A 16,830-nucleotide genomic window follows, 5' to 3' on the forward strand; every position below is an offset into this window, starting at 1 on the left:
TTTCTTGATACGGGTCAACAAGAGGACAGCCAACGGATCGGCAGCAGTGCCGCTGACATGCGTACGGCGAAAAGAAGATCGCTTGCGATTTGACTCTCATCAACAAGTGAACGTTTGTGACAGCTATAGTAAGGGTGGTTTTCCAGGAGACGCCGGCCATGACGCAAATCCCGGATCTTGCGATATCGGCTGCAAAGGTTGCTGCAATCCTCAGCAAGGCTCGCCAGTTTGACGTCAAAGACGTGGTCACCGATCCGGACTCCGGTTCCAATGCCAGCGACGACGGGATGCTGTCTGTCCTAGAAGATCACGCCGATGATCCTGTCCGGACCGAACTGACCGCCATCATCCGAGGACTGAACGAGGACGAACAGATCGATCTTGTCGCCCTCGCCTGGCTCGGTCGCGGCGACGGTGACGTCGACGACTGGGAGGACATCCGCGCCGAGGCGGCCCGTGCACATAACAAGCGGACTGCCGAATACCTTCTGGGCACACCGCTGCTGGGCGACTACCTGGAAGAAGGTCTGACCCAATTGGGGCATTCGCCGGAAGATTTCGAACAACCAGCCTGACGAAGCCATGCCATATCGCACGAATGCCGACCTGCCGGCCCCTGTCCGCGGCCATCTACCGCCCCACGCGCAGGATATCTACCGAGAGGCCTTCAATCATGCCTATGCTGCTCATGCGCGAGAGAAGGCGCAGGAGACGATCGCTCATCGTATCGCCTGGGCGGCGGTTAAACGATCTTATGTTCGGATGAGTGACCGATGGGTTCCGCGAACGGCATTTGGATGAACTCCGCGGAACTTGCGCAACTTATTACCGGGGGAAGCGACGCAGGATGGCGATTACCTCATCATCGTTGATCTGGCGAAAGTCACGGTAGAAGTAGCCGATCGCGCCGAAGTCCTGAGGCGTATCCAGACAAACAATCGCGTCGACTTCAGGATGCAGCCTCTTGACGGTATCCAACGGCGCGACAGGAATCGCCAACACAAGCTCTTTCGGCTCCCGCTTGCGGGCAGCTTTGATGGCCGCAAGGGTCGTGGCGCCAGTGGCAATTCCATCATCGATGATGATCGCCACCCGGCCTTTCACCTCCGATCGTGCCCGATCGCCCAAATAGCGCTGGCGCCGTCGTTCGAGCTCGGCATGCTCCTCCCTGCAGACCTCCTCAAATTCCTGCTCGCTGACGCCGGACAATTCAATGACCTCGTCGTTGCGAACAATGGTCGGCTCCTCCCCATCCGCCATGGCCCCCATCGCAAGCTCCGGTTGGCTCGGCAGGCCGATCTTTCGAACGAGCAGCAGGTCAAGAGGAGCATCGAGCTCTGCGGCGACCTCCGCGGCAACCAACACTCCCCCGCGCGGCAGGGCCAGGATGACCGGGTGGCGGCTCTTGTAGTTCAGCAGCGCTTTGGCGAGTTTCCGACCGGCATCGGTTCTATCTTGGAACAACATGTCTAGGTCCCCACGGACCGCTCCACACTATCTGCCGTGACCTTGCAACTGTAAATCCACGTCAAGTCCCGGTGGCCTCGATTGATCGCTGTTAGTTTCCGCGCGATGGTTGATGTCTCGGCGCATGACACGCGTGGGCTGGCGCGGTCTCTGCAGCCCCGCGTCGAACCGCTGACCTCGCCAGTCCAAAGGCAAGAACGCTCTGGATCCTTATCGATCCGCACATCACGACATGCAAGGACTCGGGGCAAAAGAGCAGATCAAAAGATCATTACTTTGTCAGCTTCGACCGTAGCCGCGGCCAGTTCGTCAATCGTGCTGCGGCTGGCCCCCGCGGTAAGCTCCCCATCGCCAATTCCACGCGCGTCCATGCACGTGCCGCATAGAAGCACCGTTCCCTTGCTGGCGAGCAGGCGCTTGAGCATCCGTTCGACATTGTAGTAGCCATCGGGTGTTTTCTGCGCAGCCTTGGCTGCAAGCACAGCATCCGCCATCAGAAAGACGGTGACTTGCGCGGAAGGATCCTTCTTGAGCAGAACCAGCGCGAGCCTCAGCGCGTTGTAGACACGCTCCGTGCCGTAGGGTGGATCGTTGACGATGAATAGGACTTTCATCGCCGCCGCTCCCGTGGAGGTTTCCTCGGCGTCGGTAGTGTTTTCGGCGCGTCCGGCTCTTTCTCAGATTGATCTGATTTCGGGATAGACGCGCGCTGGGAGATCAGCTGCTTTTTTTCGAGGTATTCGACCTTGTCGATCTCGCCACGCGCGAACCGCTCGTCAAGTATATCCAGGGCAGAGCCAGCGCGGTGAGCATCATCGCGAGATTGATGATGCACGGCAGAGTCCCTTTGCGCGCTACGAGGGCCGCCGCATCCACAACTCATGTGATGCTCCGCAGCAGATTTGGCATGGTCATCCATTGACTTGTCTCCTGCTCTCAACAATGGACCGAACTTTTAATTCCTTGGACCCCAGCCGCTTCGCTGACATTGATTTGAGTCAAGTCGAGCAGGCGCCCTCCACCGGGCCAGGGGCATTGGATGCTGTGCAGGTAGCGCCGGATCGAAGTCCAAGCCGGACGATCCAGCGCGCGCGAAAGGTGCCTCATCTGATTTGACGTATGTCAATCGGCTAACACCGCGGATCGATAGCCTATTGCCCTGTGTCAGCCTTGGAGGACGACATGACCTCGAAATTCTGTACCGTGCTGACCACTGTATTGACAATTATCGCAGTCTCTGGCCCGGCAATCGCTCAACCCTTCGGTCCTGGTGGCGCGTTCATGGGGCCCGGGATGATGGCAGGGCCCGGCATGATGGGATCGGGGATGATGGGCCGCCGACTCTTCGGAATGTGCAATCCGGCTGCGACCGGCTCCGTCGAATGGTGGACTGATCGGCTGGTAGACGACGTCAGCCTAACCGATGCGCAACGCGCCAAATTCGACGAATTCAAGGCTGCGTCAATCAAGGCGGGCGAAATGATGAGCGATGCTTGCCTGGCCGATATCCCCGGCACCATCGTTGCTCGCGCGGAGGCCATGGAAAAGCGCATGGACGCAATGCTGCAAGCAATCCGCTCGACGCGACCGGCGCTGGAAGCATTTTATGCGACGTTAACCGACGATCAAAAAGCCAAGCTGGATTCCTTTCAGGGCCGCAGGTTCTGGCACTGGAGGTACTCTTGGTAATTGTCTCTGGCGTAGTCCTGCCCGCGCCGAATCGACTAAAATATTATCGTAGATGTTCTACCCACCGCTCGATTTCTCCGGTATCAATCGATAATTCGATTGCGAAATCGCCTGCAAAATTCCTCCATGCCTGCAGGTTGCTTTTCGGAACGCCGATCACCACGGTGATTTGACGATCCACCGCGCCGGCAATCAGGTCGAGCAGCCCACCGCCGGAGCACTCAGCCTTGCCAAACTTGTTCAGGACCAGCAGATCAGGCCTAATCTCCATACTTCCCTCGATCCGGGCAGCGGCTTCGCTGAGCGCCGCTTCGTCGAGCCTGCAGCCTGCAGCACCCGCACCACGATCCTCAAAGATCGACGTACAGTGACCGGTGCTCAGATCTTCCAGCAAGACATCACATCGGCGGTCGGGCCCTCGGACATGCGGCGTTGCAGGACACCGGCCAACGACAGCCCGAGGCCGCGGCATCGCTCCACAAGCGCCTTAAAAGCTGCATCGGGATACGCGTTTTCGGCGTAGATGATCGCTGCGAGCGGCCGTACGAAAGATGAACTGTTAGGAACCAGTGCGGAAAGGTGTGCAGACATCGAAATTCACCCCAATGGGAGCAGTGCCTATTAGGTCGAGGCAGTATCGGATCACTTTGCCAAGGAAGGCTTCGATAGCCTTGCCGCTCAGATCCTCGTATTCGTCGCGGCTCGCGCGGCCGGAGATAACGGGAATACCCCTCTTTGCGAGATCTCCCGAAATCGGCCGCCAGTCTACGGTCATGAGCAACCCCCACCACCTCCGCACGTACAACCGGATTGGACCGGCACTGCGGCCTCATCCTGCTTCAGCGACCATTTGATCATCATGGCCAGACAGCTGATACCGGGATCGTGGGCACGTTCGATCACATTCATCAAACTTAGCCAGTCTTCGCTTGTCGCAAGATTGGCAAAGCGGCGGACCGCCCCCGCAGCGTATTCGCCGACCGCCTCTCGATAGCGTTCGGCGGACTCACCGACCCTCACAAGCAGGCTGACGTCATTGCAGCAAAGCAACGCCTCGGTCGCTTTGGCCTCCTGGCTGAAGTCCCGAATGATATCGCCGAGCAGCATGGGTGCTTCTCCTACTGCACGAGGGGCGACGTCGAAGGCGCGAACGCAATTCCCGTGATCTCAGCGCGGCCGGCCAGCAATGAAACGTATTGCGCAAGTGCTCGACGCTGCACACTCGCTGCGAGGTAATCGGCGATGCGGTCACGCACGAGCTCAAACGGCATGGCTTGCCCTACCGCGAGCCGATCGAGACGGACAATGTGGAAACCAAAGCGGGTTTCGGCGATGGAAACTTCACCTTCACGCATGCGTGCGAGCGCAGCTTCAAACTCCTCCACCGTCTGGCCGCGCGCTATTTGGCCGAGCCGGCCGCCATTCTCGGCCGATGTCCGGCAGTCGGAACGGCCGCGTGCCAGCTCCTCGAAGAGCGCGGGATCTGCGCGCACCGCAGAGAGCACGGTCTCCGCCGCCGCACGCGCAGCACAACGCGCGGCCGTATCGTCGCGCGGCGTTGCGATCAGGATATGTGCAACTTCATAGAGGTCAGCGGTGCGGAAGCGCTGGCGGTTCTGCTCGTAGAACCGCAAGCATGCGACCTCATCGGGTTCAGGCGTCACCACCTCCCGCTCGATCAAGGCGCGCATCGCCGCTTCCTCGGGCGTTTCGCTGCGTCCTTTCTCGTCGCGCAGCGGCTCGGCAGTGATACCAAGTCGCGACGACTCCTGCAGCAACAACTCTCGCACGACGAGCGCCCGCGCTGCTGCTTGCCAGGCGAGGATGGGCTTTTCCGCTGGATGGCTCTGCACCTCGCGCGCGATCGCTTCGCGCGGGATGACTGCGCCGTTGACACTGACGGTCTTCGGCTTGGGCAGCGCGTCGGCCAAAGAGCAATCCATGGCGCTACTCCGCGGGCTGCAGCGGGCGATCGGCGACGCCGGCGCGACGGACATCATCGCGGCTGCGTACGACCTGATAGCCGCGGCGGCCAAGATACCAGACCGGCGCGCTCCAGATGTGAACGAGCCGCGTGAATGGGAAGAGCAGGAAGATCGTCATGCCCAGCACGAGATGGGCCCTGAAGATCGGATGCACGTCCAGAATGCTGGCGGCAATCCCCGGCTGCAGCGTCAGGATCCCCTGCGCCCATCCCATGAACTTCACCATCTCATGCCCGTCGAGATGACCCAACGACACCGGAATGGTGGCAAGGCCCAGGAGTAGCTGTGCAAACAGGATGAGCAGGATCGCGGTATCGCCGAACGACGAGTTTGCACGAATGCGTGGATCGAACAGCCGCCGGTGCGTCAGCAACAAGATCCCGACCAGGCAGATCAGCCCGGCGATACCGCCCGCGACGATCGCCAGCATCTGCTTGAAGCCGTGCGACACCCCGAGCAGGTCGAATACCCAAATCGGGGTCAAAAGGCCGACGAAGTGACCGAAGAAGATGAAGAGGATGCCGACGTGGAAGAGGTTCGACCCCCATATCAGCTGCCGTCGCCGCAGCAACTGGCTCGATCCACTGCGCCAAGTATATTGCTCGCGGTCGAACCGCACTAGGCTGCCGAGCAGAAAGACGGTGAGGCAAAGATAGGGATACCAGCCGAAGACGATTGCGTTGAGCGTTTGCATGGTCTCGCCTCTCATTGCGGGTGTGAGGGCGCCGGGCCGACGGCACGCCGAGCATGGCGAAGCTTCGCGATGAGGCCATCATGGCTGCAGGCGCCCTGACCCTGCGCGCTCGGCCCAAACCGCACTTCCTCCTCTTCCCAGGCCGCATCGAGCGCCACGAGATCCATCGGGTCGACATCCGGGCCCTGTAGCACCGCGTCCACGGCCTCGCGCTGCGGCGCGTCTTCCGCGACCGCGACCAGCGCGTCAAACACCGCCTTGTAGACCGACTGCCGCCGGCCCAGCCGTTCGGCGAGCGCCGCCAGGATATGCGCGGTATCGGAAAGCAGCGCCCGCGCTTCCGCGACCGGCCGAGTCGAGAGAAACTCGAGAAACAGCGGCAAATAGTCGGGCAGCTCACTCGCCCCGATGGAGAGGCCTGCCTTGTCGTACATGGCGCGCAAGTCGACCATGGCCTGCCCGCGGTCGCGATTCTCACCATGAACGTGCTCGAACAGATAGAGCGCCAGCGTCTTGCTGCGGTCGAACAACAGGCCATAGCGTTCCTGCAGATCGTAGACATCGTATGTTGCGATTTCTTCGATTAGGAGATCGAGCGCAGGCCGTTGCGCGGCAGGGATAAGGTCTTCGGCATGCAGAACAGCGCCGAAGTCAGGCGCGGCTTTGGCGAGCTCGTCGCTGGGATAGGTGAGTAGCGCAGAAAGCACTTTGAAGGTCTTCATCACGCCATCTCCATCGGATTCTTGGCCTTGCGCGGCGAGCCGAACAGATTGAACTCGTTCTCCCCGCCGGAGCAGCCGTTGCCAAAGGTGAAGCCGCAGGAGCCGCGGATATCGAAGGCATCGGCCCCCAGCTCGCGATGTGCGGTCGGGATGACGAAGCGGTCTTCGTAGTTAGCGATTGCCATGATGCGATACATTTCATCGATCTGTTCAGGCCTGAGCCCGACCCGCTTCGCGACGGCTTCATCCACCACCCCGTCGAGCGTCTTGGCCCTCATGAACGTGCGCATTGCGAGCATGCGTTCGAGAGCGAGCGTAACCGGCTTCTCGTCGCCTGCGGTTAGAAGGTTAGCGAGATATCGCACGGGAATGCGGAGCGACTTCACGTCAGGCATCTCGCCGTCGAACCCGATCTTGCCCGCGGACGCCGCCGAGGTGATCGGCGACAGCGGCGGCACGTACCAGACCATCGGCAGCGTGCGATACTCGGGGTGCAGCGGGAACGCGACCTTCCACTCCATCGCCATCTTCCAGATCGGCGAAGCCTTCGCCGCGTCCAACCAGGCACGCGGAATGCCCTGCCTTTCGGCTTCGGCGATAACCGCGGACTCATTGGGGTCGAGGAATACGTCAAGCTGGGCCTGGTAGAGATCGCGCTCATCGGGCTTGCTCGCGGCGTCCGCAATACGGTCGGCATCGTAGAGCACCACGCCGAGATAGCGGATGCGCCCGACGCATGTCTCCGAACAGACCGTCGGCTGGCCCGCCTCGATGCGCGGATAGCAGAAGATGCACTTCTCCGATTTACCGGACTGCCAGTTGTAATAGATCTTCTTGTATGGGCAGCCAGAGACGCACATCCGCCAGCCGCGACACTTGTCCTGGTCGATCAGGACGATGCCATCCTCTTCACGCTTGTAGATCGCGCCGGACGGGCACGCAGCGACGCAAGCCGGATTGAGGCAGTGCTCACACAGCCGCGGCAAGTACATCATGAAGGTGTTTTCGAACTGGCCATAAATCTCCTTCTGTACGCCGTCGAAATTGTAGTCCTGCGAGCGCTTGGAGAATTCGCCGCCGAGGATTTCCTCCCAGTTCGGGCCCCACTGGATTTTCTCCAGCCGCTCCCCCGAAACCAGCGAGCGCGGCCGCGCCGTGGGCATCGCCGGCAATTCCGGCGCGGCTTGCAGGTGCGGATAGTCGAAGGTGAAAGGCTCGTAATAGTCGTCGATTTCCGGCAGATCCGGATTGGCGAAGATGTTCGCCAGTACCCGCCACTTGCCGCCGATGCGCGGCTGGATCGAGCCGTTGCGGTTGCGCTTCCAGCCGCCCTTCCAGCGCGACTGGTTCTCCCAATCCCTAGGATAGCCGATGCCGGGCTTGGTTTCGACATTGTTGAACCAGGCGTATTCCATGCCTTCGCGGCTGGTCCACACGTTCTTGCAAGTCACGCTGCAGGTGTGACATCCGATGCATTTGTCGAGGTTCAACACCATCGCGATTTGAGCGCGGATTTTCATTCTGCGGCCTCCAGACGGACGTTGTCGGGCTGATCGGCTGTCGGCTGATCCAGCCAGTCGACCTTCGACATCTTGCGGACGATCACGAACTCGTCGCGGTTGGCGCCGACAGTCCCGTAGTAGTTGAAGCCATAGGCCTGTTGCGCGTAGCCGCCGATCATGTGCGTCGGCTTCAGCACGGTACGCGTGACCGAGTTGTGGATGCCGCCGCGCTGGCCGGTCTGCTCAGAGCCCGGCATGTTCACGATCTTCTCTTGCGCGTGATACATCAGGCACATGCCCTGCTTGACGCGCTGCGAAACCACCGCACGCGCGACCAGCGCGCCGTTCGTGTTGTAGGCCTCGATCCAGTCGTTATCGACGATACCGGCGGCCTTGGCGTCGACTTCGCTGATCCACACGATCGGGCCGCCACGCGACAAGGTCAGCATCAACAGGTTGTCGGTGTAGGTGGAATGGATGCCCCATTTCTGATGGGGTGTGATGAAGTTCAACACTACCTGCGCGTTGCCGTTCGGCTTGCGGTCGATCACGGGCCTGATCGTCTTGGTGTCGATCGGCGGACGATAGACGCAGAACCCTTCGCCGAAGGCGCGCATCCACAAATGGTCCTGATAGAGCTGCTGGCGCCCGGTGAGCGTACGCCACGGGATCAATTCGTGGACATTCGTATAGCCCGCATTGTAACAGACCTTCTCCGATTCAAGGCCCGACCAGATCGGCGAAGAGATAATCTTGCGGGGCTGCGCGACCACGTCGCGATATCGGATCTTCTCGTCCTCCTTCGGGATCGCAAGATGGGTATGGTTGCGCCCGGTAAAGTCCTCCAGCGAGGCCCATGCCTTGACCGCGACCTCGCCATTGGTTTCCGGCGCCAGACTCAGGATCACCTCGCAGGCGTCGATGGCGCTGTCGATGCGGGCGAGCCCCTTGGTCGCGCCCTCGTCGATCACCGTGCCGTTCAGCTTCTTGAGCAGATCCACCTCGTGGTCGGTGTTCCAGGTCATGCCCTTGCCGCCGTTGCCGAGCTTGTTCATCAACGGTCCGAGCGAGGTGAAGCGCTTGTAGAGGTTGGGATAGTCGCGCTCGACGACGGTGACGGCCGGCATGGTCTTGCCGGGGATCGGGTCGATCTCGCCCCTCTTCCAGTCCTTCACATCGAGCGCTTGCGCGATCTCGCCGGCACTGTCGTGCATGATCGGCGTAAGCACCACGTCCTTTTCGAGGCCAAGGACCTCGGGTGCCACTTTTGAGAAAGCCTCCGCGATGCCCTTGTAGATGTCCCAGTCGCTGCGCGCTTCCCAGACCGGATCAATCGCTGCCGACAGCGGATGAATGAAGGGATGCATGTCGGAGGTGTTGAGGTCGTTTTTCTCGTACCAGGTCGCGGTCGGCAGCACGATGTCGGAATACATGCAGGTCGTCGACATCCGGAAATCGAGCGTGACCAGAAGATCGAGCTTCCCCTCCGGCGCCTCGTCGCGCCAGGTCACCTCGACCGGCTTGTTGCGGCCGTACTCGCCGAGATCCTTGCCGAGGACACCATGCCTGGTTCCGAGCAGATGTTTTAGGAAATACTCGTGACCCTTGCCCGAGGCGCCGAGCAGGTTGGAACGCCAGACGAATAGATTGCGCGGCCAGTTCTTCGGATTGTCCGGGTCCCCGCAGGAAAGTTGCAGTTCGCCTGACTTCAGGGCTTTGGCTACATAGTCCTTTGCGTCGCGGCCCGCGCTCGCCGCGAGCTTGGAAACTTCGAGCGGATTCGTCGCGAGCTGCGGCGCCGACGGCAGCCAGCCCATCCGCTCGGCACGCGCGTTGTAATCGATCAGCGCGCCGTCCCAAGGTTCCTTAGGGGCCGTTGGCGACAGGATCTCGCTGACGTCGAGCGTCTCGTAGCGCCACTGGTCGGTGTGGGCGTAGAAGGCCGAGGTGGAATTCATCTGGCGCGGCGGCCGTCCCCAGTCGAGCGCAAAAGCCAGCGGCGTCCAGCCGGATTGCGGGCGCAATTTCTCCTGGCCGACATAGTGCGACCAGCCGCCACCGGATTGGCCGATGCAGCCGCACATCACCAGCATGTTGATGATGCCGCGGTAGTTCATGTCCATGTGGTACCAGTGGTTCAACCCGGCACCGACGATGACCATGGAGCGGCCACCGGTCTTCTCCGCGTTCTTCGCGAACTCCCGTGCCACCGTGATGACCTGCTCGCGCGGCACGCCCGAAATCCTCTCGGCCCATGCCGGCGTGTAAGGCTCGACATCGTCGTAGCTCTTGCCGAGGTGCTCGCCGCCAAAGCCGCGATCGACGCCGTAGTTGGCGACGAACAGATCGAACACCGACGCCACCAGCACCTCACCGTCTTTCAGCGCGAGGCGCTTGGCCGGGACCTTACGCAACAGAACGTCGGGATGATCCGTGCCGCGGAAGTGATCATGCTCACGATTGCCGAAATATGGGAAAGCGACATCGGCCAGTTCGTCCCTCACATCCGCGAGCGAAAGGCGAAGCTTCGTGGCGCGGCTACTTGCGTCCTTCTCCTCCAAGTTCCACTTGCCCTTCTCACCCCAGCGGAAACCGATAGAGCCGTTGGGCACAACGATCTCGCCCGTTTCCTCATCATAGGCCACGGTCTTCCATTCGGAGTTATTGGACTGATCAAGAGAAGTAGCGAAATCCGAGGCGCGTACGAACCGCTCAGGCACGAGCCGGCCCTCGGATTTCACCAGACGCACCAGAAATGGCATATCCGTATACTGGCGCGCGTAGTCGTTGAAATATTTGGTCTGCCGATCGACGTGGAATTCCTTGAGGATGACGTGGCCCATGGCCATTGCCAACGCGGCGTCGGTCCCCTGTTTCGGGGAGACCCAGAGATCGGCGAACTTCGAGGCCTCGGAGTAGTCCGGGCAGATCACGACACTTTTCGCGCCCTTGTAGCGAACCTCCGTGTAGAAATGCGCGTCGGGGGTGCGCGTCTGCGGGACGTTCGAGCCCCACAGGATAAGAAAGCCGGAATTGTACCAATCCGCACTTTCCGGCACGTCGGTCTGCTCGCCCCACGTCTGGGGCGAGGCCGGCGGCAGGTCGCAATACCAGTCGTAGAACGACATGCAGACGCCGCCGAGCAGCGACAGGTACCGGGCGCCGGCCGCATAGCTCACCATCGACATCGCAGGGATCGGCGAAAAGCCGAACACTCGGTCCGGGCCATAGGTCCTCGCGGTGTAGGCATTGGCCGCCGCGATGATCTCGTTGACCTCGGCCCAGTTCGCGCGAACGAAGCCGCCGAGACCACGCTTCTGCACATAGGATGCGCGCTGTTGCGGATTCTCGACGATCGACTTCCATGCCGCAACCGGCGTCATCGTCGCGCGCGCCGCTCGCCACAGCTTGATCAGGCGCGAGCGCACGAGTGGGTATTTCACGCGGTTGCCGGAATAGAGGTACCAGCTATAACTCGCGCCGCGCGCGCAGCCGCGTGGCTCGTGGTTGGGAAGATCGGGGCGGGTGCGCGGATAGTCGGTCTGCTGGGTTTCCCAGGTGACGATGCCGCCCTTGACATAGACCTTCCATGAGCAAGAGCCGGTGCAATTCACGCCGTGGGTCGAGCGCACGATCTTGTCGTGCTGCCAACGCTTCCGGTAGCCCTCCTCCCAGGATCGATCCTCGGTTGTGGTTATGCCGTGCCCTCCGGCGAATTCCGTCTTCGTTCGCGTAAAGAACGAAAGCCGGTCCAGGAAATGGCTCATCCCTCGTCTCCTTATTCAGCGGGCTGGGGTGCGGCGGGAAGCCGGCCGCCACGTTCGATGTCGTGAAGCAGGCCACCCTTGCGGGTGTAGACGACCCAGGTGATGACAACGCAGGTCACGTAGAAGATGAAAAATCCCCATAACGCCGCCTGCACACCGCCAGTGAGATCGATCGACGTTCCGTATGATTTCGGAATGAAGAAGGCGCCGAACGCTGCAATTGCCGAGGTGAAGCCGGTGATTGCGGCGGACTCCTTCTCAGCCTGGCGTAACCGAAGCGTCGCGTCAGTGGTCGGCATCAGCCGATCCATCTCCTGCCGCATGATGTTAGGGATCATCTGGAAGGTCGACGCATTGCCGACGCCGGCTGCAAAGAACAACAGCAGGAACATTGCAAAGAATCCCCAGAACGCGCCGGGCTGTTCCTTGATGCCGAGGAAATAGAGCACTCCGAGCACGCCTGCCATCATCAGCGCGAATGCGCCCAGCGTCACGCGGCCGCCGCCCCATCTGTCTGCCATCCATCCCGTCGCAGAGCGTGACAGCGCTCCGATCAGCGGGCCCAGAAAGGCGAGTTGCAGCGCGTCCACGGCTGGAAACTGTGTCTTCGCCAGCAGCGGAAAGCCCGCCGAGTAGCCGATGAACGAGCCGAAGGTGCCAGTATAGAGCCAGCACATGATCCAGTTGTGCTTGCGTTGGAAGATCACCGCCTGGTCGGCGAACGATGCCTTAGCGGACGCGATGTCGTTCATGCCGAACCACGCCGCGAAGGCGCTGGCGACGATGAACGGCACCCAGATGAAGCCGGCGTTCTGCAGCCAAAGCGGCACCTGGGTACTTCCGCTCTTGACCACGGTCGGATCGCCACCAAACCATCCGAACACGCCTGTGGTGATCACGATGGGCACGACGAACTGCACGACGCTGACGCCGAGATTGCCAAGGCCGGCATTGAGCGCGAGCGCGTTACCCTTTTCCGAGCGCGGGAAGAAGAAGGAGATATTGGCCATCGACGAGGCAAAGTTGCCGCCACCGAAGCCGCACAACAGGGCCAACGCCAGGAAGATCGGATACGGCGTCGACGGCGTCTGCACCGCATAGCCGATGCCGACCGCGGGGATCAGCAGCGACCAGGTCGCAAGCGTCGTCCACAGCCTTCCACCAAAGATCGGCACCATGAACGAATAGAAAATCCGCAACACGGCGCCGGAGATGCCGGGCAACGCCGCCAGCCAGAACAATTGATCGGTGGTGAAGGTGAAGCCGACCGACGGCAGTTTTGCCACCACCACCGACCAGACCTGCCATACCGCGAACGACAGGAGCAGTGCCGGGATCGAGACAAAGAGATTGCGCCGCGCAACGGCACGCCCGCCGCCTTCCCAGAATGCCCGGTCCTCCGGTCGCCAATCGGTTAGGACAGCGCCGGCCAGGGCGCCGATATGCTCGGGCTTGTGGATCCCTTCCATCTCGGGAAGCTCGGGAAGCTTCTTCAACGCCTCGCCGACAACGCCGCGCTCCATCTGCCGGATCGAGACGTGCATCCAGACCAGCGCCGATGTGACCAGCACGAACAGCAGCATGAAGCAGCTCGTCCACAGCCCAGTCAGGTCGACGAGCGCGCCGAACGCGATCGGCAGCACGAAGCCGCCGAGCCCGCCGATCATGCCGACCAGCCCGCCGACGGCGCCGACACTGTTCGGATAGTAAACGGGAATGTGCTTGTAGACGGCGGCCTTGCCGAGCGCCATGAAGAAGCCGAGCACGAACACGGTGACCGTAAACGGCACCACGCCCATCTCCAGATGGAAGCTGACGGTGCCGTTGACCGTCCTCACCAGATAATCCGTCGGCGGATAGGATAGCACGAAGGTGGCGATGGCGCCTACAAGGAACGTCCAGTACATGACGCGCCGGGCGCCATAGCGATCAGAGAGATGGCCGCCGTAGGCGCGAAACACGCTCGCCGGGAACGAGAACATCGCTGCCATCATGCCGGCTGTCTTGATGTCGACGCCGTAAACCTTGATCAGGTACTGCGGTAACCACAGCGACAACGCGACAAAGGCGCCGAACACGAAGAAGTAGTACAGGGCGAAGCGCCAGACCTGGACATTCTTCAGCGGCGCGAGTTCTAGCCAGGCACTCTTCGGCTTCTCATGCTTTTTGCGCCGCGCGCGAACGACGGGGTCTTCTTCGGAGAAAATCCAGAAGATGATGCCCATCGCGGCAATCGCGAGCGCCCAGACCTGGGCAACGGCCTGCCAGCCATAGGCAACGAGCACGAACGGGGCGAGGAACTTCGTAACGGCTGCGCCGACGTTACCGGCACCGAAAATGCCAAGGGCGGTTCCCTGCTTGGCCGTGGGATAAAACCGCGAAACATAGGCGACGCCGACGGCAAAGGAGCCGCCGGCAATGCCGACGAAGAAGGCGGCGATCAGGAATTCGAGATAGCTGTGCGCCCACGTCAACAGATAGGTCGCAACCGCCGCCGACAGCATCACGATCGTGTAGACGCGCCGACCACCGTACTGATCGGTCCAGATGCCAAGCACCAGACGTATCAGGGATCCGCTCAAGATCGGTGTGCCGACCAGCAGCCCGAACTCGGTATCGTTCAGCCCGAGCTCCTGCCTGATCCGAATACCTATGATCGAGAAGATCGTCCAGACGGCAAAGCAAATCGTAAACGCGATGGTCGATAGCCAGAGTGCCCTGCCTTCGCGAGCCGAGCTCAAACTTGCGGCGCCCATAGTGGGATCTCCAAGGGATTGCTTCGGAGACAAGATCGCAAGGTTTGGGGCGAGGTAATTTGCGCTGGATCAATCGAGCGGCCGTAACGCTCCTGTTGGCTGCACTGCGAGTTTCCGATTTAGCACAACGACCGCCCTTTGATTAGCGCTGATTTATCAGATGTCGCAACCTTTCAATGTCCCTTGGGCGCAGTGAGGGCCGGAAGGATTAGCGACCCTGATTTGATCTAGCGCAAAAGCTGAGATCGCCTGGAGGTTAGACTGGCTCCCTCTATGGAGCGCTGCAATGATCATTGAGCTTTTGCGCCGAGAGCATCACAACATCGAGTTGCTGCTAGCTGTCCTTGAGCGTGAGTTAGCGATCTTTGACCGCGGGGATCGCCCCGATTATGAGATCATTCGGGCCATCATCAGCTACTTCGAGGTTTACCCGGAGGTGTACCACCATCCTCAGGAAGACCTGGTCTTTGCCAAACTAAAGATTCGCGATCCAGCTGCGGCTGCAAAAGTCGGCGATCTCGCGCGTGAGCACGAACAGGGAACCGAGCGCTTGCACCGCGTCGCTCAAGCGGTCGATAGTGTCCTCGCGGATCGTGAAATCCTTAGGCAAAATGTGGACAACATCGTTCGCGATTTCATTGTTCAAGAGCGACATCACATGATGATGGAAGAACGTGACTTCTTCCCTGCTGCCCTCAAAGCTCTAGAACCTCAGGATTGGACAGAGATTGCTTCGGCCATGATCAGTCATGAGGATCCTTTGTTTAGCGAGGCGGCCGAAGAGACGTTCGATGCACTGCGAGCGCATATCTTGCGGTTGGAGCAAGAGGCTGAAGCAGAGCGGCATTAGTAGAGCGCGCCCCCTAACCTTCGAGTGAACCGCACTGCCTCATGGTGTGCGGATCCGCATCAAGGTTCTCCGCGAACTTTGCGCCGGATGGTGGGACTCCCCGCTTAATCGGCATTCGGATTACGTGAGTGCGGAAGCATCCGCTTCAGGGTATTGTCACCAAAGACCCAATGATGGAGCAGCGCGGCCAGCATGTGAAATAGCGCCAGAATGACGAGGAGATTGGCGAGAATTTCGTGGGCTGTCTCCAAGTTGCGCGCAGATGCCTTGTCCGCCGGCCACGGTGATCGAATTTCGGCAAGTCCGAACAGCGGCAGCGGATGCCCTCGCGCGAACAGCAGCGCAATACCAAAAGCGGGTACGACCACCAATAATACATAGAGGACATAGTGCATGGTCCGGGATGCTGGATCGGTCCATTCGATCAGCCACCTGCCGAATTCGGTGGGAACGACTTTTGGCGGCGGATTTGCAATACGCCATGTTATCCGCACCGCTGCGAGCGCTAGAACCGTTAGCCCGATCCAGACGTGCGCACGAAGGCAGTTGTCCTGCCCCGCTCCCTGGGACAATCCGTCGCCGAACGTTCCTGACGCCCAGGCGACGACGACAAGGAGGACCATGGCCCAATGGAACGTCTTGGCAATAGCGCCGTAGGCGTCGCTCGTTGGGCTTTTCATGACCTCGCCTCTCTCGTTTGCAGATTAGGCCAGCCCACGCGGACGAAGCTGATCAAAATCAACAGAAGGTATCGATTTGGTTGGCGGACACCTCGCATCGTGCTCGCGCCGGGCACAACGGATAGCGACAAACAGGTGGCGAACGATGCCGCTTAGCGCCGGTTGGGACCGTGAAGAGTATCGACAGCGCCGGGCTTTGGTTTCGTCTTGAGCGCGTCCAGTGTGTAGCTGTTGGCGCAGTATTCCCGGTAACGGAGCGCTGCCGTCCCAGCCTCGATCTCGCGATTGCAGCGCGATTTTGCGACGCAGAGCGCGCATACCACCGCCAAGTCGCGCAGCACACCTGGCTCCTGGTGCGCAATCATTGCCTCGTCAATCCCGAGCGCCTTGAGCAGCCGCGTCAGTTCCTCGCGGCCTTGCCGTCCGTAAGCAGCGAGAGTTTCGAGCTCTGCCCGCGAGATGCGGAGATCACGCGCGATGGATCCGATCTCGGCGGCGCTGAGACTGCGGATGTCAGAGACGTCGCGGGACCTGCCGAGCCAGTCCGAAATCCTGTCGATCAATCTACCCGCGATCGATCCGGCTTTTGTTGCCGATGCCATACCCCTCATCCTTCTATTGTGGCTTGAGCGGGTCGTAGTCAACATCTAGCCCAGCCAGGTCGTGTCCCAGCTGGTGGTGTAGCTGGAGCGAAGCCGCTCGCGACGCGCGCCCCCCC

At 60.7% G+C, this 16,830-nt stretch carries 18 protein-coding genes; 4 read left to right on the forward strand and 14 right to left on the reverse strand.

Features of this window, described 5'->3' with window-relative positions; genetic code table 11:
* Positions 1 to 158: 158 nt before the first annotated feature.
* Together ACFFWD_RS01820 and ACFFWD_RS01825 are read left to right on the forward strand one after the other, a co-directional pair.
* Positions 159 to 575, forward strand: a complete 417-nt coding sequence (locus ACFFWD_RS01820; RefSeq protein WP_376960837.1) for a DUF3775 domain-containing protein — start codon at positions 159 to 161, stop codon at positions 573 to 575.
* A gap of 7 nt (positions 576 to 582) precedes the next feature.
* Positions 583 to 801, forward strand: a complete 219-nt coding sequence (locus tag ACFFWD_RS01825) for a ChaB family protein (protein ID WP_376960839.1) — start codon at positions 583 to 585, stop codon at positions 799 to 801.
* Positions 802 to 825: 24 nt separating this feature from the next.
* Here ACFFWD_RS01825 and ACFFWD_RS01830 read toward each other — a convergent pair whose 3' ends face one another.
* The 3 genes from ACFFWD_RS01830 to ACFFWD_RS01840 form a co-directional block, all read right to left on the reverse strand.
* Positions 826 to 1,467 (reverse strand): phosphoribosyltransferase, encoded by a 642-nt coding sequence (locus ACFFWD_RS01830; protein WP_376960841.1) that lies wholly within the window; start codon positions 1,465 to 1,467, stop codon positions 826 to 828.
* 260 nt (positions 1,468 to 1,727) lie between these two features.
* Positions 1,728 to 2,081, reverse strand: a complete 354-nt coding sequence (locus ACFFWD_RS01835) for a DsrE/DsrF/TusD sulfur relay family protein (protein WP_376960842.1) — start codon at positions 2,079 to 2,081, stop codon at positions 1,728 to 1,730.
* Entirely contained in the window at positions 2,078 to 2,386 is a 309-nt protein-coding gene (locus ACFFWD_RS01840; RefSeq protein ID WP_376960844.1) for an SHOCT domain-containing protein, read from the reverse strand. The genes ACFFWD_RS01835 and ACFFWD_RS01840 overlap by 4 nt, the downstream gene beginning before the upstream one ends.
* A 263-nt stretch (positions 2,387 to 2,649) precedes the next feature.
* Here ACFFWD_RS01840 and ACFFWD_RS01845 point away from each other — a divergent pair, with 263 nt between their 5' ends.
* Positions 2,650 to 3,156 (forward strand): Spy/CpxP family protein refolding chaperone, encoded by a 507-nt coding sequence (locus ACFFWD_RS01845; RefSeq protein ID WP_376960847.1) that lies wholly within the window; start codon positions 2,650 to 2,652, stop codon positions 3,154 to 3,156.
* A gap of 43 nt (positions 3,157 to 3,199) precedes the next feature.
* Here ACFFWD_RS01845 and ACFFWD_RS01850 read toward each other — a convergent pair whose 3' ends face one another.
* The 9 genes from ACFFWD_RS01850 to ACFFWD_RS01890 form a co-directional block, all read right to left on the reverse strand.
* Positions 3,200 to 3,550, reverse strand: a complete 351-nt coding sequence (locus ACFFWD_RS01850) for a DUF2478 domain-containing protein (RefSeq protein ID WP_376960849.1) — start codon at positions 3,548 to 3,550, stop codon at positions 3,200 to 3,202.
* On the reverse strand, positions 3,535 to 3,747 hold the full coding sequence (locus tag ACFFWD_RS01855; RefSeq protein WP_376960850.1) for a DEAD/DEAH box helicase family protein: 213 nt from the start codon (positions 3,745 to 3,747) through the stop codon (positions 3,535 to 3,537). The genes ACFFWD_RS01850 and ACFFWD_RS01855 overlap by 16 nt, the downstream gene beginning before the upstream one ends.
* A 180-nt stretch (positions 3,748 to 3,927) precedes the next feature.
* Complete coding sequence (locus tag ACFFWD_RS01860; RefSeq protein WP_376960852.1) at positions 3,928 to 4,263, reverse strand: hypothetical protein; 336 nt, start codon at positions 4,261 to 4,263, stop codon at positions 3,928 to 3,930.
* Positions 4,264 to 4,274: 11 nt separating this feature from the next.
* Entirely contained in the window at positions 4,275 to 5,099 is an 825-nt protein-coding gene (locus tag ACFFWD_RS01865; RefSeq protein ID WP_376960854.1) for a peptidylprolyl isomerase, read from the reverse strand.
* A 4-nt stretch (positions 5,100 to 5,103) separates the two neighbouring features.
* A complete protein-coding gene (gene narI, locus ACFFWD_RS01870) occupies positions 5,104 to 5,835 on the reverse strand; it encodes a respiratory nitrate reductase subunit gamma (RefSeq protein WP_376960856.1) in 732 nt (243 codons plus the stop codon).
* Positions 5,836 to 5,846: 11 nt separating this feature from the next.
* Entirely contained in the window at positions 5,847 to 6,557 is a 711-nt protein-coding gene (gene narJ, locus ACFFWD_RS01875) for a nitrate reductase molybdenum cofactor assembly chaperone (RefSeq protein ID WP_376960858.1), read from the reverse strand.
* Positions 6,557 to 8,077 carry a nitrate reductase subunit beta gene (gene narH, locus ACFFWD_RS01880; RefSeq protein ID WP_376960860.1) on the reverse strand — a complete coding sequence of 507 codons (1,521 nt, stop codon included), beginning with the start codon at positions 8,075 to 8,077 and terminating at the stop codon, positions 6,557 to 6,559. The genes narJ and narH overlap by 1 nt, the downstream gene beginning before the upstream one ends.
* On the reverse strand, positions 8,074 to 11,826 hold the full coding sequence (locus ACFFWD_RS01885; protein WP_376960862.1) for a nitrate reductase subunit alpha: 3,753 nt from the start codon (positions 11,824 to 11,826) through the stop codon (positions 8,074 to 8,076). The genes narH and ACFFWD_RS01885 overlap by 4 nt, the downstream gene beginning before the upstream one ends.
* Positions 11,827 to 11,837: 11 nt before the next feature.
* The gene (locus ACFFWD_RS01890) at positions 11,838 to 14,582 is read right to left on the reverse strand and encodes a nitrate/nitrite transporter (protein WP_376960864.1); all 2,745 of its coding nucleotides are present in this window, start codon (positions 14,580 to 14,582) and stop codon (positions 11,838 to 11,840) included.
* A gap of 286 nt (positions 14,583 to 14,868) precedes the next feature.
* Between ACFFWD_RS01890 and ACFFWD_RS01895 the strand changes: the two genes are divergently transcribed.
* A complete protein-coding gene (locus ACFFWD_RS01895; protein WP_376960866.1) occupies positions 14,869 to 15,432 on the forward strand; it encodes a hemerythrin domain-containing protein in 564 nt (187 codons plus the stop codon).
* A 104-nt stretch (positions 15,433 to 15,536) separates the two neighbouring features.
* Here the strand turns inward: ACFFWD_RS01895 and ACFFWD_RS01900 are convergent, their stop codons facing one another.
* Together ACFFWD_RS01900 and ACFFWD_RS01905 are read right to left on the reverse strand one after the other, a co-directional pair.
* Positions 15,537 to 16,112 carry a cytochrome b gene (locus ACFFWD_RS01900; protein WP_376960868.1) on the reverse strand — a complete coding sequence of 192 codons (576 nt, stop codon included), beginning with the start codon at positions 16,110 to 16,112 and terminating at the stop codon, positions 15,537 to 15,539.
* 152 nt (positions 16,113 to 16,264) lie between these two features.
* Entirely contained in the window at positions 16,265 to 16,714 is a 450-nt protein-coding gene (locus tag ACFFWD_RS01905) for a hypothetical protein (RefSeq protein WP_376960870.1), read from the reverse strand.
* Positions 16,715 to 16,830 lie beyond the last annotated feature (116 nt).

Source organism: Bradyrhizobium erythrophlei, from assembly GCF_042430365.1.
Classification (GTDB): Bacteria; Pseudomonadota; Alphaproteobacteria; order Rhizobiales; family Xanthobacteraceae; genus Bradyrhizobium; species Bradyrhizobium erythrophlei.